General features: G+C 61.3%; 23 protein-coding genes. 10 read left to right on the forward strand and 13 right to left on the reverse strand.

Annotated elements, in window-relative coordinates; all coding sequences use genetic code 11:
* Positions 1–112: 112 nt before the first annotated feature.
* The 3 genes from ASU23_RS29900 to ASU23_RS29910 form a co-directional block, all read right to left on the reverse strand.
* Positions 113–1,801 carry an NAD(P)/FAD-dependent oxidoreductase gene (locus ASU23_RS29900; RefSeq protein WP_007727084.1) on the reverse strand — a complete coding sequence of 563 codons (1,689 nt, stop codon included), beginning with the start codon at positions 1,799–1,801 and terminating at the stop codon, positions 113–115.
* Positions 1,798–2,643 (reverse strand): carbon-nitrogen hydrolase family protein, encoded by an 846-nt coding sequence (locus ASU23_RS29905; RefSeq protein WP_042452043.1) that lies wholly within the window; start codon positions 2,641–2,643, stop codon positions 1,798–1,800. Before ASU23_RS29905 ends, ASU23_RS29900 begins: the two co-directional genes overlap by 4 nt.
* Positions 2,644–2,776: 133 nt before the next feature.
* Positions 2,777–3,412: a helix-turn-helix domain-containing protein gene (locus ASU23_RS29910; RefSeq protein WP_007727089.1), complete on the reverse strand. Its 636-nt coding sequence runs from the start codon at positions 3,410–3,412 to the stop codon at positions 2,777–2,779.
* Between the two features lie 146 nt (positions 3,413–3,558).
* On the opposite strand from ASU23_RS29910, the gene speB reads away from it, so the two are divergent.
* Positions 3,559–4,515 (forward strand): agmatinase, encoded by a 957-nt coding sequence (gene speB, locus ASU23_RS29915; protein ID WP_003941134.1) that lies wholly within the window; start codon positions 3,559–3,561, stop codon positions 4,513–4,515.
* Here speB and ASU23_RS29920 read toward each other — a convergent pair.
* Entirely contained in the window at positions 4,479–5,153 is a 675-nt protein-coding gene (locus tag ASU23_RS29920; protein WP_007727092.1) for a bifunctional 2-polyprenyl-6-hydroxyphenol methylase/3-demethylubiquinol 3-O-methyltransferase UbiG, read from the reverse strand. The two genes, speB and ASU23_RS29920, sit on opposite strands and share 37 nt — an antisense overlap.
* A gap of 98 nt (positions 5,154–5,251) precedes the next feature.
* Between ASU23_RS29920 and ASU23_RS29925 the strand changes: the two genes are divergently transcribed.
* Complete coding sequence (locus ASU23_RS29925; RefSeq protein WP_251014308.1) at positions 5,252–5,698, forward strand: hypothetical protein; 447 nt, start codon at positions 5,252–5,254, stop codon at positions 5,696–5,698.
* Positions 5,699–5,861: 163 nt separating this feature from the next.
* Positions 5,862–7,463: an ABC transporter substrate-binding protein gene (locus ASU23_RS29930; protein WP_003941166.1), complete on the forward strand. Its 1,602-nt coding sequence runs from the start codon at positions 5,862–5,864 to the stop codon at positions 7,461–7,463.
* 41 nt (positions 7,464–7,504) lie between these two features.
* Here ASU23_RS29930 and ASU23_RS29935 read toward each other — a convergent pair whose 3' ends face one another.
* The 3 genes from ASU23_RS29935 to ASU23_RS29945 all read right to left on the reverse strand — a co-directional run bounded on the left by ASU23_RS29935 (position 7,505) and on the right by ASU23_RS29945 (position 9,299).
* Positions 7,505–7,909, reverse strand: coding sequence for a 6-carboxytetrahydropterin synthase (locus ASU23_RS29935; protein WP_058039278.1), 405 nt, complete (start codon positions 7,907–7,909; stop codon positions 7,505–7,507).
* Between the two features lie 7 nt (positions 7,910–7,916).
* Entirely contained in the window at positions 7,917–8,294 is a 378-nt protein-coding gene (locus ASU23_RS29940) for a metal-sensitive transcriptional regulator (RefSeq protein ID WP_020906032.1), read from the reverse strand.
* Between the two features lie 198 nt (positions 8,295–8,492).
* Positions 8,493–9,299: a hypothetical protein gene (locus ASU23_RS29945; protein ID WP_058039279.1), complete on the reverse strand. Its 807-nt coding sequence runs from the start codon at positions 9,297–9,299 to the stop codon at positions 8,493–8,495.
* A 251-nt stretch (positions 9,300–9,550) separates the two neighbouring features.
* On the opposite strand from ASU23_RS29945, the gene ASU23_RS29950 reads away from it, so the two are divergent.
* The 3 genes from ASU23_RS29950 (at position 9,551) to ASU23_RS29960 (ending at position 12,888) form a co-directional block, all read left to right on the forward strand.
* Positions 9,551–10,981 carry an MFS transporter gene (locus ASU23_RS29950; protein WP_058039280.1) on the forward strand — a complete coding sequence of 477 codons (1,431 nt, stop codon included), beginning with the start codon at positions 9,551–9,553 and terminating at the stop codon, positions 10,979–10,981.
* A gap of 73 nt (positions 10,982–11,054) precedes the next feature.
* Positions 11,055–11,582 (forward strand): carboxymuconolactone decarboxylase family protein, encoded by a 528-nt coding sequence (locus tag ASU23_RS29955; RefSeq protein WP_020906029.1) that lies wholly within the window; start codon positions 11,055–11,057, stop codon positions 11,580–11,582.
* On the forward strand, positions 11,566–12,888 hold the full coding sequence (locus ASU23_RS29960; protein WP_172827108.1) for an MFS transporter: 1,323 nt from the start codon (positions 11,566–11,568) through the stop codon (positions 12,886–12,888). The genes ASU23_RS29955 and ASU23_RS29960 overlap by 17 nt, the downstream gene beginning before the upstream one ends.
* Before the next feature lie 78 nt (positions 12,889–12,966).
* Here the strand turns inward: ASU23_RS29960 and ASU23_RS29965 are convergent, their stop codons facing one another.
* Positions 12,967–13,245 carry a YHS domain-containing protein gene (locus tag ASU23_RS29965; RefSeq protein ID WP_003941173.1) on the reverse strand — a complete coding sequence of 93 codons (279 nt, stop codon included), beginning with the start codon at positions 13,243–13,245 and terminating at the stop codon, positions 12,967–12,969.
* Positions 13,246–13,514: 269 nt separating this feature from the next.
* On the opposite strand from ASU23_RS29965, the gene ASU23_RS29970 reads away from it, so the two are divergent.
* Positions 13,515–14,474, forward strand: a complete 960-nt coding sequence (locus tag ASU23_RS29970; RefSeq protein ID WP_058039281.1) for a DMT family transporter — start codon at positions 13,515–13,517, stop codon at positions 14,472–14,474.
* Here ASU23_RS29970 and ASU23_RS29975 read toward each other — a convergent pair.
* Positions 14,464–15,138, reverse strand: coding sequence for a TetR/AcrR family transcriptional regulator (locus tag ASU23_RS29975; protein WP_042450572.1), 675 nt, complete (start codon positions 15,136–15,138; stop codon positions 14,464–14,466). The two genes, ASU23_RS29970 and ASU23_RS29975, sit on opposite strands and share 11 nt — an antisense overlap.
* A gap of 158 nt (positions 15,139–15,296) precedes the next feature.
* On the opposite strand from ASU23_RS29975, the gene ASU23_RS29980 reads away from it, so the two are divergent.
* Positions 15,297–16,799 carry an MFS transporter gene (locus ASU23_RS29980; protein ID WP_058039282.1) on the forward strand — a complete coding sequence of 501 codons (1,503 nt, stop codon included), beginning with the start codon at positions 15,297–15,299 and terminating at the stop codon, positions 16,797–16,799.
* 341 nt (positions 16,800–17,140) lie between these two features.
* Here ASU23_RS29980 and ASU23_RS29985 read toward each other — a convergent pair whose 3' ends face one another.
* Positions 17,141–18,748 carry an ABC transporter substrate-binding protein gene (locus tag ASU23_RS29985; protein WP_042450529.1) on the reverse strand — a complete coding sequence of 536 codons (1,608 nt, stop codon included), beginning with the start codon at positions 18,746–18,748 and terminating at the stop codon, positions 17,141–17,143.
* 134 nt (positions 18,749–18,882) lie between these two features.
* Positions 18,883–19,461, reverse strand: a complete 579-nt coding sequence (locus ASU23_RS29990) for a CGNR zinc finger domain-containing protein (protein ID WP_058039283.1) — start codon at positions 19,459–19,461, stop codon at positions 18,883–18,885.
* A gap of 63 nt (positions 19,462–19,524) precedes the next feature.
* Between ASU23_RS29990 and ASU23_RS29995 the strand changes: the two genes are divergently transcribed.
* Positions 19,525–19,902: a hypothetical protein gene (locus tag ASU23_RS29995; protein ID WP_042450525.1), complete on the forward strand. Its 378-nt coding sequence runs from the start codon at positions 19,525–19,527 to the stop codon at positions 19,900–19,902.
* Positions 19,903–19,995: 93 nt separating this feature from the next.
* Positions 19,996–20,340: a hypothetical protein gene (locus tag ASU23_RS30000; protein ID WP_042450522.1), complete on the forward strand. Its 345-nt coding sequence runs from the start codon at positions 19,996–19,998 to the stop codon at positions 20,338–20,340.
* Here ASU23_RS30000 and ASU23_RS30005 read toward each other — a convergent pair whose 3' ends face one another.
* Positions 20,341–21,552, reverse strand: coding sequence for a saccharopine dehydrogenase family protein (locus ASU23_RS30005; RefSeq protein ID WP_058039284.1), 1,212 nt, complete (start codon positions 21,550–21,552; stop codon positions 20,341–20,343).
* On the reverse strand, positions 21,545–22,543 hold the full coding sequence (locus ASU23_RS30010) for a S9 family peptidase (protein ID WP_058039319.1): 999 nt from the start codon (positions 22,541–22,543) through the stop codon (positions 21,545–21,547). The genes ASU23_RS30005 and ASU23_RS30010 overlap by 8 nt, the downstream gene beginning before the upstream one ends.
* Between the last annotated feature and the right edge of the window lie 71 nt (positions 22,544–22,614).

A 22,614-nucleotide genomic window follows, 5' to 3' on the forward strand; every position in this document is an offset into this window, starting at 1 on the left:
AAATTATTGGATCCGAACACTTTCCAGTGTTGCGTGGATCACCGGAAAGAGGTCGTGCCCGATAGGAGTACCAACCCCCATCGGGCACGACATTTCGGCAGTTGCGGTGAGCTCAGTCGCCCAACCTGATCGGAGCAAGCTCCTCGAACACGTCGCCGGGTCCGGGATTCTCGGCAGGCGCAGCGCCGCCGAGATGGTTGACGACGCCCCATACCGCGTTGATCGCGGTCTGGATCGCGCCCTCAGCCCAGCCGGCGGTCCACGACACGTCGTCACCGGCGAGGAAGATTCCCCGATGACGCGGTTCGAGATCATTCTGCACGAAGTGGGAGAACAGGCGCTCCTGGTAGCGGTAGTGCCCCGGAAGGTTCGCCTTGAATGCGCCCATGAAGTCGCGCTCGGTTTCCCACGACAGCGTCACCGGGCTCGAGATGATGTGGCTGCGGAAGTCAACGCCGGGGTAGATCTCTTCGAGAGAGCGCAGCATGATGTTCATGCGCTCGGTGGCGTCGAGCGCCAGCAGCTTCAGCGAATCGTCCGACCAGGTGTACGACAAGCAGATCAGGCCGGGCTTGCCCTCGCCTTGATCCAGCAGGTAGGTGCCGCGACTCATACGGTCGGTCAGTGTCATCGACACCGAATCACGGCCGGTCACGGGGTCCTTGTCCTTCCAGAACGGGCGGTCGACGAGAACGAACACCTTGGTCGAACCCATGTAGTGAGTTCGCTCGATCGCAGTCCAGTGGTCGATCGGGAACAGATCGTCGTCACACCTGATATTGTTCAGCAGCATCCAACTCTGCACTGTCACAACGGCACTCGCATAGGTGCGAATGAAACCTTCGGAGTCGGTGACCGTGATGTTGCCGGGCTCGGTACGCCGGAGTTCGGTGACGCGGGGACGCGTCTCACCGTCGTTGAGCGAAGCGACCGTAGTACCGGCAGGCCAATGCGCCATGTGCGCCGGGGCGCGGTTCCACAACCGCATCGGCAGCTGCTGCGATCCACCGACGATGCCGCGGTGGTCGTCGTCGGCGGCCGTGATGACCACACGAAGGATTTCGAGGATCGAATTGGGGTAGTCGGTATCCCAACCGCCCGTACCGAATCCGACCTGTCCGAACACTTCCCGCATGTGGAAGGACTTGAAGTGCTTCGACGCGGCGAGGAATCCGTAGAACGTCTGGTCGTCGTAGCGCACCACGAGGTCGTTCCAGATCCGCTTGATTTCTGCGGTGTCGCGGTCACGAATGGCCTGCTGCAACGGAATCAGATCGGCATGCTCTTCGAGAGTGCGCTGCCAGGCCTGCGCCACCTCGGTGTAGATCGGCGGCAGATCCTCGAGAGTGTGCGCGTAGTGGCTCTCGCCCTTGAGATCGATGACGGTGCTCGGCGTGACCTCGGCAAGGGGATTGGGGAACTCTTCGGTCTGCAGACCCAGTTCGTTCAGGTAGTGGAACAACGTCGTCGACGACGGTGGGAAACGCATTGCGCCCATCTCGGCGACCACCCCGGGGTGCCCGTCGAACTCGACCGACCGCATCCGGCCACCGATCTGATCAGCTTCGTAGACAATCGGTTTGAGACCGATCTTGAGCAACTCGTAGGCCGCGATCATGCCGGAGAGTCCGCCACCGATCACGGCAACTTCGGTACCCAGTGCCAGATCGGGCACCGAGCCGAGTCCCGCCGGACTGGAAACGTAGTCGTCGTACGGGAACGGAAAATCCGGCCCGAACATCGTGAGGGGCGGCTGCTTGCCGGGTTCCGAGGAACTGTCCGGAGCTACTGGGATGGTCATCTACGGTTCTCCTTGGAGACAGTCGTGACAGAAAGGTCTGGATACAGATCGAGGCGTCGATCGTCGAGATGCGTGTTGAGGGTGCGCGATTGCGAGACGGTGGCGGCGGCGATATCAGCGAGGAGCAATTCCGGGCCGACCCCGGCCCTCGCCAACTCGGCACCGTCGGGCGCGATGGCGCACGAGAGACCGCAGTATGTCAGCTCGGTTTCGGCGCCGCAGCGATTGACGTAGGTGACAAACATCTGACTCTCGTATGCGCGGGCCGGAACCACTTGCTGCGCAATGTGTTCGTACGGAGTCATCAACCCTGTCGGCACGATGAGCCATTCGGTACCGGCGTCGGCATGGGCCCGAACCGCTTCCGGAAATTCCACGTCGTAGCAGATCAACAACCCGCAGCGGATGCCCTCGAAATCGAACCCGACCACCAGGGTCTCACCTGGCCGGAAATGTTCGCGGTCGAGCGTGCCGAACAGGTGCGTCTTGCGGTAGTGCGCAAGCGAAGTGCCGTCGCGGTCCACCACCTGCACACTGTTGTAGACATCTCCCCCGTCGAGTTCGGGGTAGCCGTAGACGACTGCGATGCCGGCGCTTCGAGCAATCGCGGCGACGGAATCGAAGATGGGGCCGTCGGCCGGTTCCGCGCGTAGCGACACCAGTTCGCCGATGTCGTAGCCGGTTGCGGACATCTCCGGCGTCAGCAGGATCTTCGCACCGGATGCTGCAGCCTCGCGGGCAGCAGTGTCGATTGCAGCGAGGTTGAACTCCACCGACGCAAAGGTGTCCGGGGTGGTGAGCGGACCTTGGAACAGGCCAACTCGAACTGAATCGACATGCATGGTGCGCTCCTTCAGGAGTTCCGTGACGCCAATTTTCGACGATGTGTGTGACGGGGACAACTACCAGCGTGACGGGTGCCGCCAATCATGTCAACTCTTGTTTCCTAAGAATCAACATTCACGGATTCGGGTCTCACGAAGACGACGCGCGGGGCCCTTCCGGCAATGCCGGATTCAAGACCCACAGAACCTTCGCCAGAACCGAGCCTTCGGCCTGAAAACTATGGTTGTGCGTCGGCGTGAATGTGAAGGAATCGCCCGCCGCAAGTACGACGTCTTCGGCATCGACGGCCTCACCGTTCGGATCCGTCCGACCGCCCTCGAACGAGACCCGCAAGCCGCCCTCGAGCACGTGCACGAAGTTCACGTCGATCGGCAGACTGTAGAACTCCCGACCACTTCCGCCGCCTGGTTCCAGCTCGCCGAGCAGCACCTGAATTCGACGCTCGTTGGTAGGCGTGAGCAGGTACTCCGTCATCTTTTCGCCACCGAAGCTGATTTGCGGCATGGCGTCGGCGCGGACTACTTCACCGGCGGACGCATTCTCGAACAGGGATCCGACGGGGATCTCGAGCACCGCGCACACCTTTATCAGGGTCGCCACCGACGCGTTGACGTGATCGCGCTCGAGTTTCGAGAGATACCCCTTGGTCACACCACAGGCCTCGGCCAGGTCGTCGAGGGTCAACCGCTTCGATTGACGTGCCGCCTTGAGCCTCGCCCCGATGCGCGGTCCGACCGGCTCGACCGCTTCCTTCGCCTTGGCCACTGAACCCACTCCTTCACGACCGCCGTGTCCCTTTCAGGAAACAGGGGTTGACAACCGAGCCTCTTGAAGAAACCATACTTGCTCAGAGAGCTACATCACTGAAGGGCGCCCGGTGTGCGCCGAATCGAGAGCAGGGACCTCTGCACATGGCTACCAACAACCCCGGATCGTTCATCGGACCCGTCGACGCCACGCGCGTCCCCCGCTACGCCGAGCCGACCACCTTTGCGCGTCTCCCGCGCCTGGACGAGGTCTCGCGCGCCGACGTGACAATCCTCGGCATCCCCTTCGATTCGGGTGTCAGCTACCGCCCCGGTGCCCGGTTCGGTCCGGGGCACATCCGCGCTGCGTCGAAGCTGCTGCGTCCGTACAACCCAGCGCTGAAGGTCTCGCCCTTCGCCAACCAGCAGGTAGCCGATTTCGGCGACATCGGCGTCAACCCCTTCGACATCCAGGAAGCTCTCACGACGGTTCAGTCCGCCGTCACCGACCTGCGCGCCGACGGTTCCTCCGTGCTCACGCTCGGCGGCGATCACACCATCGCACTGCCGATCCTGCGTTCACTGGCCCGCGATCACGGCCCGATCGCCGTCCTGCACTTCGACGCTCATCTCGACACCTGGGACACCTACTTCGGTCAGCCTTTCACCCACGGCACCCCCTTCCGCCGCGCCAGCGAAGAGGGCCTGATCGACATGGAGCGTTCGCAGCACATCGGCATCCGTGGACCGCTCTACAGCGAGAAGGACCTCGAAGACGACCGCGTCCTCGGCTTCCAGGTGATCCGCAGTGACGACTACGAGGTCGACGGTGTCGCCAGCATCGTCGAGCGCATGCGTAAGCGCCTCGACGGTGGCCCGGTGTACGTCTCCGTCGACATCGACGTACTCGATCCCGCCCACGCTCCGGGCACCGGAACACCCGAAGCGGGCGGCATGACCTCTCGCGAATTGTTGAACACACTGCGTGGGTTGGTGGGACTCAACGTGGTCGGCGCCGACATCGTCGAGGTAGCGCCGGCGTACGACCACGCCGAGATCACCGGTATCGCAGCGGCCCACGTCGCTTACGAGTTGCTGTCGGTGCTCGCACTCAATCGCTGAAGCAGCACAACGGTATCCGTCGTGTGATGCATCTCGGGGTTCGCGGGAAGATCACGTTCCCGCGACTCCGAGACCAACACCTTCCAACCATCGGTGAACAGCGACTCCACGTATTCGGGTGTATGGAGCATGGCCCGATGGTGCTCGGTCGGCGACTCGTGAGGTGAGTGGCCCACGATCAGCAAATGCCCGCCGGGCGCGACCAGATCTCCGAGAGCACGGAACAATTCCCCGCGCGCGGGTTCGAGCATATGGAAGAACTGCGCGGACACCAGATCGAACGAGCGCCCCTGCGGATCCCACTTCGTCAGGTCGGCTTCCAGCCATTCGATGTCGACGCCCTCGCCCTCGACGTGAGCCTGGGCGCGGCCGAGCGCAACCGACGAGATGTCGGTGCCGGTGACCTTCCACCCGCGACGCGCCAACCACAAAGCGTCGGCACCTTCGCCGCAACCGACGTCGAGTGCCGTGCCCGGTTCCAGGTCGGAGGCTTCGGCAATCAACTGTGGGTTGGGATTTCCGCTCCAGCGCGCGGGGCGTTCCTCGTACAGCGAGTTCCAGAACTGTGCGTCCGCCTTGGCGTACGGATTCTCGGTGGTATCGGAGTTTTCGTGGTGATTGTGGTGTTCGTGGCTCATGCACCCAGGATGAACGACCCTCCACAACTCACGCAACCATCTTTGCTGAAACAGCAACTTCTCCATTTCGACGCCCTGCTAACGTCACGTCGTGGCCGGTGGATTTCCCGTGTTTCGTCTCTACTGCAGCTCAGCGGGCCCATACGTTTTGTTGTGCGCATTTCCCCGAGTTCACCGGTTCGAACTCGGACGAAGAGTTCAGCGTCCAGCAGAGCTTCGACCGCGCAGTCGAGAAGATTCTGCGCGATGCATCCTTCGAACCGACTACCTTGACTTTGGTCGGCGAGCAGCAGGGCTATCCCGTCGGAGACCGACTGTTCGATACGACAGTTCCGCGTACCGGAACCGTCTCGTACGCGTTCCAAGAAGCCGGACCGCCGTGGATCGTTCTCGGCCTTGATGTTTCGGCGGACGAATTCTGGTCCGAAATCGACGACGACGCAGACCTCCACGGTCTCGGCCCCACCTCCCCGTTGAGGTCAGTTCCAGCAACCGTGCTCACGGAGACCGGGTGGCCACGACGAAGTGACCTCGACTCCCCGTGAACTGAACCAGAACTCCAACCTTCGTGAAATCGAACAAAAATCCGCCCGATTTTCGTGAGGATCGACCGAGATGCCCGTCACGTCCTACGCCAAGATTTAGCGGTCACACTCGACTGCGCCCTCACGATTCACTCCCGGGCCCCGGCTCCTTCACGGAGGCACAATGAAACACCGCTCCTATTCGACGCTTGCCGCGACCGCGGGGCTCGCGCTCGTATTGTCGGCTTGCAGCTCGGGAGGCACGTCCTCGGGCTCCGGCGGCGGTGAGCCTCTGACTGACGGAACCTTCCGGTACGCGTTGCAAGGCGATCCGGGTGCACTCAACCCGATCATGTCCGGCTCTGCGGCAACCGCGGAAATTTCGAAGCTGGCGTACGACTCCCTGGTCTACCAGGATCCTGAAACCAGTGAATTCAAACCATGGTTGGCCGAGAAGTGGGAAGAAACGCCGACCTCCGCGTCCTTCACCATTCGTGAAGGCGTGACCTGTACCGACGGGTCGACGCTGACTGCACAGACCGTCGCGAACAACATCAACTTCGTAGCCGATCCAGCCAAGGGTTCACAACAACGCGGCACCACAGTTCCCATCGGCGCTTCGGCCACTGCCGATCTCGCCACCCGCACCATCACGGTAACCACTCCGGCGCCGACCCCGTTCCTCCTCCTCACCATCAGTCGCCTCCCGATCATGTGCGATGCCGGTCTCGAAGATCCGACCGCCTCGAACAACAAGTCGCTGGGCTCCGGCATGTTCGAAGTCACCGAAGTCTCGGCCAATGACCACTACACGTTCGAGCGTCGTGACGGTTACAGCTGGGGGCCCGACGACACCACCTCCGACACACCGGGTGTCCCCAAGACAGTCATTGCTGTCATGGCACCCAATGTCAGCACCGCAGCAAACCAGCTTCTCTCAGGCGAACTGAGCGCATCTCCGATCGCCGGTCCGGACAAGGATCGCATCGATGCCGCCAATTTCGACTCGGTCCAGCGCCCACTTCCCGCCGGTCAGATGTACTTCAATCAGATTGCGGACAATCCGACCAGCGATCCCGCCGTTCGAAAAGCTCTCGTCCAGGCTGTCAATCTCGACGATCTCGCTGAAGTCATCACTGGCGGCCAGGGCACCCGTGCAACAAGTCTTGTCTCCGTCGAGCCCCGAGCCTGTGTGTACGACTCTGTCGCAGGCAACATTCCGGACTTCGACCTCAGCGCAGCAAAGGCAACACTGGACGCTGCAGGTTGGACCGCCGGCTCCGACGGCAAACGAAGCAAGGACGGAAAGCCGCTGACCCTCCGCCTCTTCTACGCTGCCGGCGAAGATGCGCGCAGCGCGGCAGCCGAGCTCACCCAGTCGGCATGGTCCGACCTCGGTGCGACCGTCGAGGTGACAGGAGCCGACCAGACCAAGGTTGTCGACGTCATGCTCAGTGGCAAGGACAACAACCAGTGGGACATCGCGTGGATCCAGATCAACAATTCGGTTCCCAGCGGGTTCGTCCCGTTCTTCTCCGGTCCTGCTCCGGCAGCAGGTAAGAACTTCTCTTCGATCAACAACCCCGCCTACGAAGCAGCCGTTGCCAAGGCATCCGGCTTGACCGGCGAAGCAGCGTGCGCGGAGTGGGCGGACGCCGAGTCACAGATCACCAAAACGGTGTCCGCAGTCCCGTTTGCAGATACGGTCTTGAGCTTCTACTTCAACAAGGCCGGACTCGCATTCGGTAAGACCTTCATCGGTTCTGCGTTGCGCCTCTACCAGTAGGCCGGTCGACCGAACGCGGTGCGTCAACGAGATACGTCAGATCATTGTGATCTGACGTATCTTGTTGCCACACCGATCGTCTCGTTGTCGAGTTCGACGTAGGTCAGCTGAGGAATGCTGGAGGCAAGTTCAGTGAAAGCCCACTTCGAGACATTCTCGAATGACGGACGGAAATCGAAAATCTCCGGCCAGGCACCGCTCGCCAATTGCTCGGCACATCGATCGACGGACTCGTCCAGAGCGTCCGTGTCGACAAACCATCCACGTTCTCCGAGTTGGTCGTCCTCGAACGAGAACGCCACTCGCATCGTCACGCGAAATCCCTCGGCAGGCATCAGCGGCGGCAAGTTCTTCGCGTCCCGCACCGGTGCCGGAAGCCCTTGCCTCACAGCGAATGTACGACGGATCTCGATACTGAACATGCGCACAAAGGTATCAATGTTCATCACAATTCTATGAGCGGACCAATCGCGCAATCGCGTCGTTCGCTTCTTTGATCTTCGCGTCCGCCTCGGGCCCACCGGCAACAGCGGCTTTGACGACGCAGTGGCCGATGTGGTCCTCGAGCAGGCCCATGGCCACCGCCTGGAGGCCCTTGGTCATCGCCGACACCTGCGTCAGGATGTCGATACAGTACTTGTCCTCGTCGACCATGCGCTGCAGGCCGCGAGCTTGACCTTCTATGCGACGCAGACGCGCCAGGTAGTCGCCCTTGGCGGTGATGTAGCCGTGCGAATCACTCGTGCAGCATGCATCGCCGGTCGCATCACTGCCTTGGGCACTGTTTGGAGCACTGCTTGGCGCACTGCCCACTTCTGTCGCTTCCGACATTCGATGTCCTCCTGTTCGTCAACGCGTGACTTCGCAACAATTCTCGTTACCGGGGCGATGTGCGGAGACTCTTCGACTTCCGTTGTCTTGCAGAGCAATCACTGCGCACATCGCCACGCATTTCGCTACGGCACGAACAGATGGATGCATGGCGATTGCCCATGCCCGTTTTCCCGTTGCTGCGAAACGCATTCGGTTTCAGTGCCCGTGGTGCGCGTGGCTCGAGTGTTCGGCCCCAGGCGTGGTCGCATTGTCGGCCGTCAGCGTGAATTCCGCCGTACGCACCACTCCGCCGTGCTTGAAGTCCAAAAACAACCGGTAATCCTCGGCGCTCGGCATGTTGGCGTAGAAGGTGATTGCCGGTCCAGCCGGCGTGACACCGTCACCGGGGTAGCCGTCCGGATGGACATGGAGATAGGCGAGGTCGGAGGCACGCAACGCGACCAGATGCCCGTATGCGGCAAGGTAGGGCTGCAAGTCCGTGACCGGGATTCCGTCACGACTGACCGAGAGCGTGAGCTTCGATGTCTGGCCGGCATGGGCCGCGCCTTCGAGGGAGACGGTATAGCCGTCGACCGTCGTGGCGGCAGCAGCAGCGGGCAACGGCCGAGGATCATAGGGTCCGGCGACGCGCACATCCGCACTGAGCGTGATTCCGTCACCACCGTCCGGAGTGAAATCAGCGAACACTCGATAGTCTCCCGCATGATCGAAATCGACTGACACATGCCAGTTTCCGTTCTCGTCCAATTCGGGATGCACGTGCTGGAATCCGGTCAGGTCCAGACCGACCACGATCAGATGCAACTGCTTGTCGTGGGTGTCCGTGTACCGGATCAAGGGAGTTCCAACCGGATCCAGGATCCGGAACTGCAAAGGGACATGGTTGCCGACGGTCGCCTCCGACGTTGCCAATTCCAGTGTGTAGCCGTTGTCGCTGAACATCTTGCCCTCCAAAGTTTGGGTCGGCAGCACTCTCGTTGCCGTCTGCGTCAGGTTCTGCACTCCTTGACATCGAACCTGTTGCAATTTGTACCATACCCCCCTAGGGTATGCAACGAACTACTCGAACACCCTGAATTCACTCGAAGGAGATCCGATGCGCATCTACGCAGAGCGCCGGCCGAATGAGTTCCAAGAACAGCATTTCCCCGCGCACCTCAACGAAGCGCTGCGCCGATGTCGCCCCGGCTCGCTTTCGACACCCCCCGACCACACGAGCATCACCTATACCCCGTACAGGTAAGGAACTCAGAATGTCCACACAACCGAAATCCACCCGTAAGTGGTGGGCGTTGGCGTTGATCGCCGCCGCTCAGTTCATGGTCATCATGGACACCTCCATCATCGGCGTCGCTCTCCCCCAGATGCAGAGCGATCTCGGCTTTTCCCAAGAAGGCCTGACCTGGGTCTTCAATGCGTACGTCATCGCGTTCGGCGGGCTACTCCTCCTCGGCGGCCGCCTGTCCGACCTGTTCGGCGCCCGCAGAGTGTTCTCCGCTGGTTGGCTGATCCTGCTGATCGGTTCCGTTGTCGCCGGTGCCGCCGGTAACGTCGCCGTCGAACTTGCGGGCCGTGCAGTCCAGGGCGCAGGCGCCGCACTCATCGCGCCGTCGGCGCTCACCTTGCTGATGATGCTGTTCGGCAGCACGCAGAAAGAGATGACCAAGGCGCTGTCCATCTACGGCGCTGCCGCCCCGGCCGGCGGTACGGCCGGCGTGTTCCTCGGCGGCGTCATCACCGAATACACCAGCTGGCCTTGGGTGTTCTACCTCAACATTCCCATCGCTGTCATCGCGCTGATCGCTACTCCCCTCCTGATGCCGAACGCACCGGCACGTACCGGGTCGATCGACTTCCTCGGCGCACTCGCTGTCACCGCAGGTCTTGCTGTCGGAGTCTTCGGCATCGTCAGAGCACCTGATGTCGGATGGGGATCCGGGCAGACGTGGCTGGCGCTCGCCGTTTCGGCCGCTCTGTTGGGTGCATTCGTATTGATCCAGTCGAAGCGTCGGGAACCTCTGGTGCGTCTGGGAATCTTCAAGGCGCCCAACCTCGGTGCCGCGAACATCGCTCAGCTCGTGCTCGGCGCCGCCTGGATACCGATGTGGTTCTTCCTGAACCTGTACCTGCAGCAAGTGCTCGGATACAGCTCCTTCCCGGCCGGTGCGGCGCTGCTGCCGATGACGATCTTCGTCATGCTCGGCATGGTCGTCGTGGCACCACGGGCCATGGCACGCTTCGGTGCAAAAGCGATGATCGTGACCGGATTGCTGGTACTGGGAATCGGTTTGGGTTGGATGTCGTTGATCCGGCCCACCGGCAACTTCTGGGTCGACGTACTGCCGGCGTCGCTCGTGGCTGCGGCAGGTATGACGCTGGCGTTCATTCCCTCACTCGGTACGGCGATTTCGGCTGCACGCCCGGAAGAGGGCGGATTGGCTTCCGGCATCGTCAACGTCAGCTACCAGGTCGGCTCGGCTGTCGGCCTCGCGGTGATGACCGCGATCGCAGCAGTGTTCGGCGCTGATCAACTCGGTGACCTGACGGAGTTGACGAACGGTTTCTCCGCCGTGTTCCTCGGAGCAGCCGCCATCGCAGTGGTTGGCGCAGCAATCACCGCGGTCGTGATGCGGTCGACCAAGGTCGACGATCCTAGAACCGTTCAATCCACCGTCAATTCTTGACCAACTCCGGTGGTGGGTTCGGCCGGCTGTCACCAGCCGAACCCACCACCGGCGGAACCACTTAGGACTCGTTATGTCGCGCCTTGCTTCTCTCACGCCCACCACCGCTGTCGGTGCATCGAAAGACCTTCTCGCCGAACTCGTGAACCGTCACGGACAGGTCGGTGACATGGTCGCGGCGATGGCTCATTCGCCCGCTGTGCTGGGCGGCTATCTGCAACTCAGCCGAGCAATGAAGCGAGCGAAACTGAGCCGCAAGATCACCGAGCGAATCTCTATCGCTGTGCAGGTCCAGCAAGGTTGCGCTGTTTGCCTCGAAGCCCACGTGGCCGCCGCGCACGCCAACGGCGTCGAGGCGGACGAGATCGAGCGTGCCCGCGCGGGCACCTCGGCCGATCCCGCCATCGCGGCAATGATCGACCTCGGGCTTCGCGTCTATCGGGAGCCTGCCTCGATTTCAGACGAACACATCACGGGCCTTCGAGCGCACGGCTACGGTGATCGCGAGATCGCCGACGTAGTCGGAATCGTCGCCCTCAATGTCCTGACCGGAGCTTTCAATCTTGTCGCGGGAGTGAAACCAAATGAACCGGATCGCTAACTCCGCACTGGAACGGAACAGCCTGCGTCTGTTCTTGATTCGCGACTATCGCCTGCTCTTCAGCGCCCAGATCATCGCGCTGTTCGGCACCGGGTTGGCGACGGTTGCGCTGGGTCTACTCGCCTACGAACTCGCCGGACCGAGCGCCGGAGCCGTGCTGGCCACCGCGCTGACGATCAAGATGTCCCTGTACGTCGTGATCGCTCCACTCGCGGCGGCGTACGTAGACCGGTTGCCGAGACGGGCTTTCCTCGTTGCCCTCGACGCCATTCGCGCAGCGGTCGTGATCGCATTGCCCTTCGTCAGCGAGATCTGGCACATCTACGTGCTGGTGGGCGTTCTCCAAGCTGCGTCGGCAGCGTTCACTCCCACGTTCCAAGCGGTCATCCCTGACATCGTGACCGACGAGGCCGATTTCACCCGCGCGCTGTCGGCATCGCAGGTCGCTTACACGATGGAAAGTCTGCTCAGCCCTGTTCTTGCCGCAGTCGCTCTGTCCTTCATGACATTCAACCTGTTGTTCGTCGCCACCTCCGTGGGCTTTGCCGTCTCGGCACTGCTCGTGCTAGCCACCCGAATCCCCAACGCTCGCCGAAGTACTCACCGCAAGGCGTGGGATCGGATCGCGTCGGGGGTGCAGATCTTCGTGACCACGCCGCGACTGCGCGGCATCATGGCACTCAATCTCGTGGTGGCAGCAGCCGGATCGATCGTGGTGGTCAACACCGTCAACTACGTCCGCGACGAGCTCGGTGGAACCCAATCCGACGTGGCGTGGATGCTTGCCGCGTCAGGCACCGGCACGTTGGTGACCGCGCTTCTTCTTCCACGCGTTCTCGACAGAACCGCTGAACGTACTGTGATGACAGCAGGTTCCGTTGTCCTGGTCGTCAGCGCCGGCGCGACAGCAGCCCTCGCTGTGGCCGGTGTATTCACGTGGATACTCACTGCCGTAGTGTGGGCACTCGTCGGCGCCGGGATGGCCATGATCGTCACTCCGACCGGAAAAGTACTTCGGCGCTCCGTCGAACCCGCAGGTATACCGGAGGTGTTCGCAGCCCAGTTCTCCCTGTCGCACCTTGCCTGGCTTGTCACCTATCCGATCGCCGGATGGGTTGGTTCGAGCGCGGGATTTGCGGTCACCTGGAGCATCCTTGCAGCGCTTGCCGCAGTGGGAACCGTTGCAGGATTTGCACTTTGGCCTCGGGAGACAGTTGCTGAATTGCCCGGACAGGCGACGTACGAAACCACGCGAGGCGAATGCACCTTGACGGCTGCCCAGTGCGCGTGCGCTCGCGCCGTCTGATGTCGACGGTCCGACTGCCCCCGACAGGGCTACAACGAAAGTGGTGGTGCAGCCATCGCCTGCACCACCACTTTTCGCTCAGCTCACGTCGGCATACTTCCTGGGATTTGCGTCGAACCGAGGACCACATCCCTTGCAGCAGAACCAGTACCGATTTCCTTCGAAGTCACGAAACAGGCCTTCCGCTTCGGCACGCACCTTCTCGATCACGCTGCCCGGCATGACCCGACATTCGACGAGTTCACTACTGCCAGCGGTGAGTAGGTCTTTCCCACCGGTCGGCATCGCCGAACCGACAGCGCCGACATCGCCTTTGGCGTCAGACTTCGGGGTGTTGCCACAGCCACAACTGCTCATTGGGATTCCTGTTCTTTTGCTGGACGGATGCGGCCCGGAAAGCGAGCCCGACACAATCAATATACCCCCTATAGGTATATTGGAGATAACTTGAAGGTCTGCGCGTACAGCATCTCAGCACATAAACCATTGCAGGAGAACGAATAATGCGTCCCCAGTCTCGGATCACCTACAGCATCATGACACACTCAACCTTATACCTACGGGGGGTATAGGGTAGGTCTGGCATCGACCATCCATGTCCGCGTGGTCGTCGACGAAGAGGAGCAATGAAGAACTGGAAAGCAATCGGCAGCAGCCGATTCGCCGTAGTTGGAGCTTTGCTGTTGGTCGGCATGCTTTGGGGAAGCTCGTTCCCTCTGGTTGCTGTGGCAGCACCAACTCTCGGCGCCGTCGGCACGACGCACGGCCGCTTCATTGTTGCAGCGTTGGTTCTCGCGCTGATAACTGCTTCCAGCAGATCGACCTGGCGCGCGGTCCGTCATCGGTTTCCTGCATTCCTACTGCTGGCTGCCCTCAACGTCGCTGGGCCCCTGACACTTGTCGCAACTGCGATCGTCGGCCTCAACTCGTCGACGGCGTCGATCCTGAATGCCACGACTCCGATGTTCAGCGTATTCGTCGCCGCTTTCTGGCTTCGACAAAAGATCACCTGGCGAAAACTCTCGGGGGTCGCGATCGGCATCGTCGGTGTCTCGGTGCTTGTCGGCGGAATTCCGTCAGCGATCGACAGTCGCGCAATGCTGGCCATTGGCGCATCTTTGACCGCGGCGCTGCTGTACGCAGTCGGAGGTGTCTACGCACGAAAGTCGTTCCAGGACACTCCACCCCTGACTCTGGCCCTCGGCCAGCAACTTGCCGCGGTCGCCCTCTTGGTGCCGGTGTCCGCCGTCGCTCCCCCACCGGGGCCCATAACCGTCGGCCCTCTAATCGCCGTGGTAGCCCTGGGGCTGGGGGCTACGGCCGGTGGCTACCTGGTCTACTTCTGGATAATTCGTCAGGCGGGTCCAGTCGCGGCATCGGCCGTCACGCTTCTCGTTCCGATTTCGGCATCAGCTATCGGAGTGCTGTGGTTGAACGAACCTGTCACCTTCGCGCTCGTCGGCGGGCTCGTCGTCATTCTTGCCGGAGTCGGCTTGCTCCTGGATCTTCCACCGACGCGAGATCCATCCCGCAGGGTTGCCCCGGGGCGGGCGGCTAGCGCGGACAAACGGCCGGTCAGCGGCTGATCGGAGCAGTCCAAAGTCCGACCAGCGCGTCGACGAGATCGGTCGTGAAGTCCTCCCATGACGTGACCGCGTCCGGCCCCTCTTCGGCAAGCGTGCGCTCGCGTTCGGCGAACATGTGCACGATCGCATTACGCCCGATGTCCGCGCGGGCGCGTCGAACACTCATCGGCATGTCAGTCAGACAGGCTGAAAGTCCGCGTAGCGTCTCCTGCAGAGTAGGCGAGGCCAGCACCTCGTCGTAAACGATTTTCCGCAGGACCGGGTCGGTGAGAATCTGCGCGCTGAACCGCGCATACCAGGTCGGGCCACCCATTTCGGCGTAGTGATCGGTCGACGCCCGAACCAGACACGAAATCCAGTCACGAACATTTGTGGACCCTTCGATCTCACGCAGCAGTTCGCCACGGTTCTTCTCGACCTGCTGGGAATGCTTGTTCACGATCGCGCGGACCAGATCGGTCTTGGTTCCGAAGTGATATCCGACGGCAGCATTGTTGCCCTGACCTGCCGCGTCGCTCACCTGACGGTTCGAAACCGCGAAGACTCCATGTTCTGCGAACAACTGCTCGGCGACGGCGAGAATGCGGTCTCGGGTTGCAGCAGAGCGCGCGGAATTTGCGGCGCCGCCGACATCGGCCGACGCGTCCTCAGTCCTCGTAGTCATGGACACCATCATCCTCGACCATCCGAAGCTGCTCGGCACCGGAGATATTCGTCACGATCGGAGGCGCACCCTTCCGTTAAGTCAGTCACTTGATTTAACTTTAGTTCAATCAAGTGACTTAAACCATTATTCGTTCTTCCTCCGATGGAGTTACCGCAATGTCGTCAACCACTTCTCCACCACCGACAACGCCGCCACAGACAACGAAGTCGCCATCCACCACCGCAGTGGTGGCTGTTCTGGCGTTTTCCGGCATCGTCGTCTCCCTCATGCAGACGCTGGTCATCCCGATCATCCCGCATCTGCCCGAGTACTTGAACGCGCCGGCGTCCGATACCGCGTGGGCTGTGACCGCCACGCTGCTCGCAGCTGCCGTCGCCGTCCCGACCATGGGCCGCTTGGGCGACATGTTCGGCAAACGGCGTCTACTCCTGATCAGCATGGCGCTGTTGGTAACCGGTTCGGTGGTCGGAGCACTCAGTTCGAGCGTTATCCCCCTCGTTGCCGGCCGAATCCTGCAGGGCCTTGCTGCCGGCGTCATTCCGCTGGGCATCAGTGTGATGCGCGACGTGCTTCCGCCCAAGAAGCTCGCCGGCGCTGTTGCGATGATGAGCGCTTCACTGGGAGTCGGTGGCGCTCTAGGTCTTCCGATCGCGGCTTTGATCGCCGAGTACGCCGACTGGCACGTCCTGTTCTGGGCGTCAGCCGTGCTCGGCGCTCTTGCGGCCGTTCTTGTTGTCGTCCTGGTCCCCGAATCGACGGTTCGCACAGGTGGCACGTTCGACTTCGGCGGGGCAATCTCGCTCTCAGCCGCCCTCATCGCTCTACTACTGGCCATTTCCAAGGGTGGCGACTGGGGTTGGACGAGCACGCTCACGCTTTCCTTGTTCGGCGCCGCGATCCTGATATTCGGATTCTGGGCTTGGTGGGAACTACGCACCCCCAAGCCGCTGGTGGATCTACGCGTATCCATCCGCCGCCAGGTGCTCTTCACCAACCTCGCATCGATCGTGTTCGGATTCGCGATGTTCGCCGCCAGCATGGTCTTTCCCCAGGTAGTCCAGTTGCCTGAAGTCACTGGTTACGGCCTAGGCGGTTCGATGCTCACCGCAGGTCTGGTCATGGCTCCCTCCGGCATCATCATGATGCTGATCTCTCCGCTGTCCTCACGCATCACCAATTCGCACGGCCCCAAGGTGACGCTCATGCTCGGCGCCGTTGTCGTCGCAATCGGTTACGGCATCGGCATTTTCGCCATGCACTCGATTTGGGAACTGATCGTGATCGCCGTGATCATCGGCGCCGGTACCGGTATGGCTTACGGCGCGATGCCCGCTCTCATCATGGGGGCTGTTCCTCCGTCCGAGACCGGTGCAGCCAACAGCTTCAACACCCTGATGCGCTCCCTCGGTACATCATTCGCCAGCGCCATCGCGGGTGTCGTCATCGCCCAGATGACCATGTCCATCGGTGGGGCAACGCTGCCGTCGGAGAACGCTTTCCGCGTCGTCATGGCCCTCGCTGCCGGATCCGCCGTCATCGCACTCGTCCTGGCCGGTTTCCTCCCTCGGTTCGACGGCTCCAACTCCCGCAAGGAGATTGGTAGCGAACACACCGATACGTCCCCGACCACGTCGAAGGAATCCGTCCCGACGCACTGAGCAAGTGCGCAACACACACAGCACGGCCCCGGCGGAGTCCAACTCCGCCGGGGCCGACGCGTTTCACACATTTTGCGGTTGATACACCTGCAGACGACAGTTTCGTGACATGCTCCGTTGAGATGGGTGCTCGTTCGATACTCGGGGAAAGGATGCCGCGATCGCCGCTCCTCGTGCTGACGTAGCCCTTGCTGTCGCCGCCGCTGCCGTCCTGGGCATAGGCGTCGGTGTCCTTCTTGCCGATGTCGTCGCCGGCCTGGCTGCAGGTGCGGGTGCTGCAGTGGTATTTCGGTTTGCTCTTCGGATGATCAATACCCGAAAGTGAGCGTTTGCCGAGGGTCCTACTTCAGGACACGGATCGCCGAGCCCGGAAGGATTCCGCTCGATGGCGGATAGATCGACGTTGCCCCGTTGAAGAACATGTGAGCGGGAGTCGTGGATACCGGCAGCAGGTCGACGTCCTTGAACAATGCCCGCTCACTTTCCTCCCAGACCTTGCAGGACTCGTCACCGGGAAGAAGCGAAGCCTCAGTGGACAATTCGATGTACTTCTTGTTGTCGAGGGAAGCGAAGTTCACTCCTTCAGGTTTGGGCGGGCCGGTGAAGTACTTGGCAAAGATGCTCGGCGTATCACTCCCCAGCGTCAAACCGATGGAAACGTCCCACGACGACAGGTCGGTGGTGCTGAATGTGTTGGCGATGACAAAACTGTAGTCGCCGCCGGTCAGTTTCACTCTCGCGCCCAGTCCTTCCCACTGTGTTGCCACGTATTCCGCGGCGGCAGAGTTCGTATCGCGTGAGTTGTTGAAAATCACGTTGAGGGCAAGCGGTCGCCCGTCCTTCGTCAGGATGCCGTCGGGACCCGCCTTCCAACCTGCGTCGGACAGCGTTTTCTTTGCTGCATCGACGTCGAAATCGGGGATCGTCCCTTCGACACTGTTGTAGTCGCAGGCAAGGGGTTCCGAAACCGCGAGGGCGCGTGCGCGGGTTCCTTTACCGCCGGTGGTGATCTCGGTGTAGTCGTCCAGGTCTACTGCCTGCACGAGGGCCTGCCGTACAGCACGGTCTGCCGTGGGTAGGGCCGCGAAATGATTGAAGATGAACTCGCCGGACAACGTGGTGTAGGTCTTCGAATCCAGACCCGCGGCCAAGACTCGTTCCTCGTCCGAACCGGTGACCGCTGCGGCATTCACTCCGCCGGTGAGAACAAGATTCGCCGTCGTACTGGGATCGGTGACAATCTTTATCGTCACTGTCTTCGGCACTCCGAGTGTGTCTGAAGTGGTCTCGCCGTTCGGACTCCAGGTGTAACCGTCGCGGCGTTCCATCGTGATGTGATCGTTCGGAACAACTTCGGTGACCTTGAACAGACCCGTTCCGTTGCTACTCGAACGGATGCTGGCCGGGTCTTCGAGCGTCGCAGCGCACGGAAGCCGCAACGCGCCGATTCGAGAGAGCAGGAAGGGCGCTGGCTCGGCGGTAGTCACCGTCAGTTCGTCACCGTCCGCTGAGGCCGAAGTCGACATCGGCACAGTGGATCCGCGTAGCGGTGAAGCGTTTTCAGGATCCATGACCCAGTTGATGTCATCGGCCGCGGTCTGTGCGGTGAAGGAAGTGCCGTCAGCACAAGTGATGCCCTTCTTGAGCACGAACTTCAGCGTGTTCCCTTCTTCACTCCAGCTCTCCGCCAGATAGGGACGCACAGTGCGTGTTTGCGCGTCGATGTCGATCAACGAATCGTACGAGTACGCGTTCACGATCTGAGTCGACGTAAGGTTGGTGATCAGAGGGTGCAGATTTCCGGGATCGGCGTTGATGACAGTCGTGAAACTGCCGTCCTTTGCATACTCACCGACTGAACCTTCGGGACTGGATGCGCCGCCACACCCGGCCAGGGTGAAAACGCCAACGCTGATAACTGCTGTCGCGGAGACAGAACGGGCTTTCATACGAGCCGCCATCTACTAGGAGTTGCCATGGCGACAATCGTGCGGGACTGACGTGGTCTGTATCTCGTTGAAGTTCCCCATACAGTCGGCCGTACTCTGTTCGATTGTCACTATCGACCGGGCAAGCGCAGACGCTAAGTACGACGCTGCCGTTGACGGTGATTCGCGACGTTGATTCGGTTGCCGCACAACGCCGGCATGCAGTATCGGCGTCGCCCTCCCCTGCTCGTATCGACAAACACCCCGTTGCACGTCGGCGATGCGCATGGACGGAATCGTTCGTACCCCAATGTGCGCAGAGTCCCCAGCAACGAGTAGCCGATCAACAACGCAAGCTCACCCGCGAGATCGATTCTGCTGTCCGGTACCGCATTCCATCGATAGCCGTACTGGGCATCAGGCACGAGTCGAACGTGATGCGGGACAGTCTGCAGGAATTGATCAGTGCGATCAACGAGCTCATCAGAAGTCGGAGCATCGAGAATCGAACGAATCTCCTCTCTGAGTGCCTGCACGTCGGCAAGTTCACCGCTGGTAAGCCGACGCCCGTTGCGGAGCGCATCCGGCGAGAGTCCATGTTCATCCAGTAGATCGTGAAGCGCCTGGGGGTCAGCCAACGCGTCACCTGCCTCCACCCAGACCCGGGGCGAGGTGTTGACCAGGTCGGTCGCGAACGACGCACCGACGACGTAATCGTCTAAAACTACTTGCATCCCTTACCGTCCTGCCCTACCGTAATTGAATAACCTAACTTTACACCTTACGGAGGCGGCGGGATGGAACATTGCGCAGACCACAGGCTGCCCGAGATACTCCGAGACACTCACCACCGATTGCGCCGCGCCGGTACCGTGGCATCGCAGACACCCGTCGTCGCTGCCGATCTCTACTGGTCGATCGGCGCGCTCGCCCAGTGCCTGACCGCGATGGACGAGGTCATTTCACAACTTGGAATCAATGCCCGAAAGCAGTTGCGCGCTGGAAAGTTCGACGTCCAGAGCGGACCGTTCGAAGGAGAGCCCGACGCCGCCCTACTCACCGCAGTTCTTGCGCTCGCCAGAGCATCGAGTAGTTGCGAACCGGTTCAGGCGGCAATCGGCAACGCTCAGATCGCGGTGAGTGATCTCGTCGTCTCAAGGCCCACCAGCGCTTGACGCCCGCGCTCGCAGCCTGTCCCAATAGAGACTGTATGGTTGGTTTTCAGGCAGCCATCGAGAGCATCGACCAGCAGGAACCGGGTTATCACTGTGAGTGCAGGAACATCGACAATCTACGAGGACCGAACCGTCCGGATCGACGATCAGGGCGTCACGATCCGCCACTACTACTTTCCGTTTGTCAGCAAGTTCGTCCTGTACTCGCAGATCGAATCCGTCGACCTCGGAGTCATGTCATGGCTGAGCGGACGCCTACGAATCTGGGGAACAACAGATTTCAGCTCGTGGTACAGCCTGGATCTTTCACGCCCGTGGAAGGAGACCGCGGTGGTACTCACTCTCGCCGGCCACGGATCGCCTTCGTTCAGCCCCAAGGACGCCGATCGCGTCGAGACCGAAATCCGCAGTCGCATCGGATCACACGCCGCGAACTGACTAGCGGAACTCGGATTCGACGGTGACGATCTCACTCCAGTCGGTTCGATCGAACAACCGCGCCAGCGCAGTGAACAGAACTTCCGGGTCGACGACGCTCTCGGGTGAGTGCACACCGATCCGATCCGAAATCGTTCCGTCGGCGAGCCGGGACACCACCTGAGCAAGGCCGAGCGCCAAGGGGATTCCGGTTGCACCGGCCATGTCCGACAGCAACTCCGACACCGGTGAATCGTCTGCAATCCGGGCCACGACGCGCATCTTTCGACCTTCGAGCGCCCCTGTCGCCGAGGCGAAGAACAACGGCAGGGATCCGTGGCCGGCGCGCGTGAGCATTCGAGGCGCAGCGCGGATCATCCGTCCGAGCGAAGGCTTGCCCAATTCTTCGGCGGCCGAGTCGAGATCGATTCTCCCCTTGTCGATGTCGGCGCGGAGAACGTCGAGAAACGCCACGGTTTCCGGTGTGATGACCATCAGATTTGCCGAATGCCCCGCAGGATTGATGGTCCGATGAAACATCACCGGCTCCGGATGCCCGACCACGTAAGCGTTCCCCCGACGTCCGCCGGGCAGTTCGAGTGCGATGGAACGCAACGGTTCTTCGTTGACGATTCGCCCCGCACGAACCACCGGAACCTGGCCGCTGATCTGCTGCATCCAGTGAACGGCGGCTGCACTCAATGTGTCCACCGACTCGTCCTCGCCCTCGACATCAACCGGCCAGGCTGTATACAGATCGTCGACCACGTCCAATCGCGAGACTGCCATCGCGGCCAGGAGGTTACTCATCCCGGGACTTGCGCCCATGCCGACTACCGCACAGATTCCGGCTCCCCTCGCGGCACAGTCCAATTCCAGCATGTCGACGGCCGGCTCCCAGTCGTCGCAGATGTCGAGATAGTGAGTCCCGGTCCCGATCGCTGCCTGGAGAATGCCGACGCCGAAACGGAAAAACGGTCCGACCGTATTGACGACCACGTCTGCGCCGTCAAGCAATTCACGTAGCGTGCGACCGTCCGTGACGTCGATGCTGCGCGCCTCGACTTCCGCTGAGGCCTGCGCCAGTTCAACTGAAAGACGCTTCGCAGCATCGATATCGCGATCCGCGACTACTACCTTGCCGATTCCCGGCAATGTTGCGGCCAGACGCACTGCTGCCGAGCCCATGGCACCGGCACCACCCAGTGCGACAACCGTGATTCCGTCAGCCATGAATTCCCTCCAAAAATGCAGTCTGATCCGCTAGATAGCCGGGAGCGAAGATCGAACGGGGAGCAAGAACGGCCACCAGAGCCGACATCAATTCCGAGTCTTCGAGGTCCTTCTCCACAATCGAGTGAGTGGCGTCGGGGTACTTCTTGACCACCAGCTGCCCTGGCGAGTCGAGTAATTCGCGGTACACCCTTTCGGTATCAGCCACGTCGACGTTGACGTCTTGTCCGCCGATGATCAAGAGCACCGGAACCTTCACGGTTTCGAGATCGGCTCGCGCATCCGAGAGGTAGTTCTTTCGGATGAAGTTCCACCGGTCTTCGGTGAGACCGTCGGCCTCGCCGGAGGCCACGAGATCGTCGAACGATGCATCACGGGCCAACTGATTTAAGTTCTTCGCACGATCGACCCGCGCTTTCTCGAACTCGTCGGCCGACGCATTTCTCTCGGAAAGTTCGGCTAGGGTATTGAATTCGCCTTGTTGGAGCCAGTTGATCGCGGGACCCACGGCAATGACGAACGCTACGTCCGGGTCGAGGTTCACCACCTTGGGCATCACCCACCCTGCCTGGCTTGCACCCCACAGACCGATCCGAGACGGATCGATATCCGAACGTCCCCGCGCCCACTCGATTGCCGCTTCCGTTTCTGCCGCGCGATCGTCCATGCTCTGGTCGAGCCAATTGCCCGGTGCCCCATTCACCCCCGGCTTGTCCCAGGAGAGTGACGCGTACCCCGCCTTTGCGAACGCCTCCCACACCGGTCGATAGAACGTCTCATGTGTTGCATCGACCGGGCCGTCTCCGTGGACCAAAACCACGAGCCCGAAGGGACCGTCACCGTGTTCGGGCAGTGCAAGGACTCCCTGGAGCGGCACCGATCCCCCGGTGATCGTCACTTTTTCCTCACGGATGTCATAGGTGTTCTGGTACAGCGTCCAGCCCACCAGAGTCGCGATCAGAACAACGACCACCGCCAGGGAAGTAACCATCCACCTGCGTAAACGAGGCTTACTCTTGCCCTCGCTCATCGATTCCGCTGCCATCTTCCCGCCCTAACGTA

Origin of the sequence: Rhodococcus sp. KB6, assembly GCF_001445685.1 — a bacterium.
Lineage (GTDB): Bacteria > Actinomycetota > Actinomycetes > Mycobacteriales > Mycobacteriaceae > Rhodococcus_F > Rhodococcus_F qingshengii.

Coding starts and splice junctions, on each gene's coding strand:
- ASU23_RS29900 (WP_007727084.1), bottom strand. CDS start 1,801: ATGACCATCCCAGTAGCTCCGGACAGTTCCTCGGAACCCGGCAAGCAG.
- ASU23_RS29905 (WP_042452043.1), bottom strand. CDS start 2,643: ATGCATGTCGATTCAGTTCGAGTTGGCCTGTTCCAAGGTCCGCTCACC.
- speB (WP_003941134.1), top strand. CDS start 3,559: ATGGCTACCAACAACCCCGGATCGTTCATCGGACCCGTCGACGCCACG.
- ASU23_RS29920 (WP_007727092.1), bottom strand. CDS start 5,153: ATGAGCCACGAACACCACAATCACCACGAAAACTCCGATACCACCGAG.
- ASU23_RS29930 (WP_003941166.1), top strand. CDS start 5,862: ATGAAACACCGCTCCTATTCGACGCTTGCCGCGACCGCGGGGCTCGCG.
- ASU23_RS29935 (WP_058039278.1), bottom strand. CDS start 7,909: ATGAACATTGATACCTTTGTGCGCATGTTCAGTATCGAGATCCGTCGT.
- ASU23_RS29940 (WP_020906032.1), bottom strand. CDS start 8,294: ATGTCGGAAGCGACAGAAGTGGGCAGTGCGCCAAGCAGTGCTCCAAAC.
- ASU23_RS29950 (WP_058039280.1), top strand. CDS start 9,551: ATGTCCACACAACCGAAATCCACCCGTAAGTGGTGGGCGTTGGCGTTG.
- ASU23_RS29955 (WP_020906029.1), top strand. CDS start 11,055: ATGTCGCGCCTTGCTTCTCTCACGCCCACCACCGCTGTCGGTGCATCG.
- ASU23_RS29960 (WP_172827108.1), top strand. CDS start 11,566: ATGAACCGGATCGCTAACTCCGCACTGGAACGGAACAGCCTGCGTCTG.
- ASU23_RS29965 (WP_003941173.1), bottom strand. CDS start 13,245: ATGAGCAGTTGTGGCTGTGGCAACACCCCGAAGTCTGACGCCAAAGGC.
- ASU23_RS29970 (WP_058039281.1), top strand. CDS start 13,515: ATGAAGAACTGGAAAGCAATCGGCAGCAGCCGATTCGCCGTAGTTGGA.
- ASU23_RS29975 (WP_042450572.1), bottom strand. CDS start 15,138: ATGACTACGAGGACTGAGGACGCGTCGGCCGATGTCGGCGGCGCCGCA.
- ASU23_RS29980 (WP_058039282.1), top strand. CDS start 15,297: ATGTCGTCAACCACTTCTCCACCACCGACAACGCCGCCACAGACAACG.
- ASU23_RS29985 (WP_042450529.1), bottom strand. CDS start 18,748: ATGAAAGCCCGTTCTGTCTCCGCGACAGCAGTTATCAGCGTTGGCGTT.
- ASU23_RS29990 (WP_058039283.1), bottom strand. CDS start 19,461: ATGCAAGTAGTTTTAGACGATTACGTCGTCGGTGCGTCGTTCGCGACC.
- ASU23_RS29995 (WP_042450525.1), top strand. CDS start 19,525: ATGGAACATTGCGCAGACCACAGGCTGCCCGAGATACTCCGAGACACT.
- ASU23_RS30005 (WP_058039284.1), bottom strand. CDS start 21,552: ATGGCTGACGGAATCACGGTTGTCGCACTGGGTGGTGCCGGTGCCATG.
- ASU23_RS30010 (WP_058039319.1), bottom strand. CDS start 22,543: ATGGTTACTTCCCTGGCGGTGGTCGTTGTTCTGATCGCGACTCTGGTG.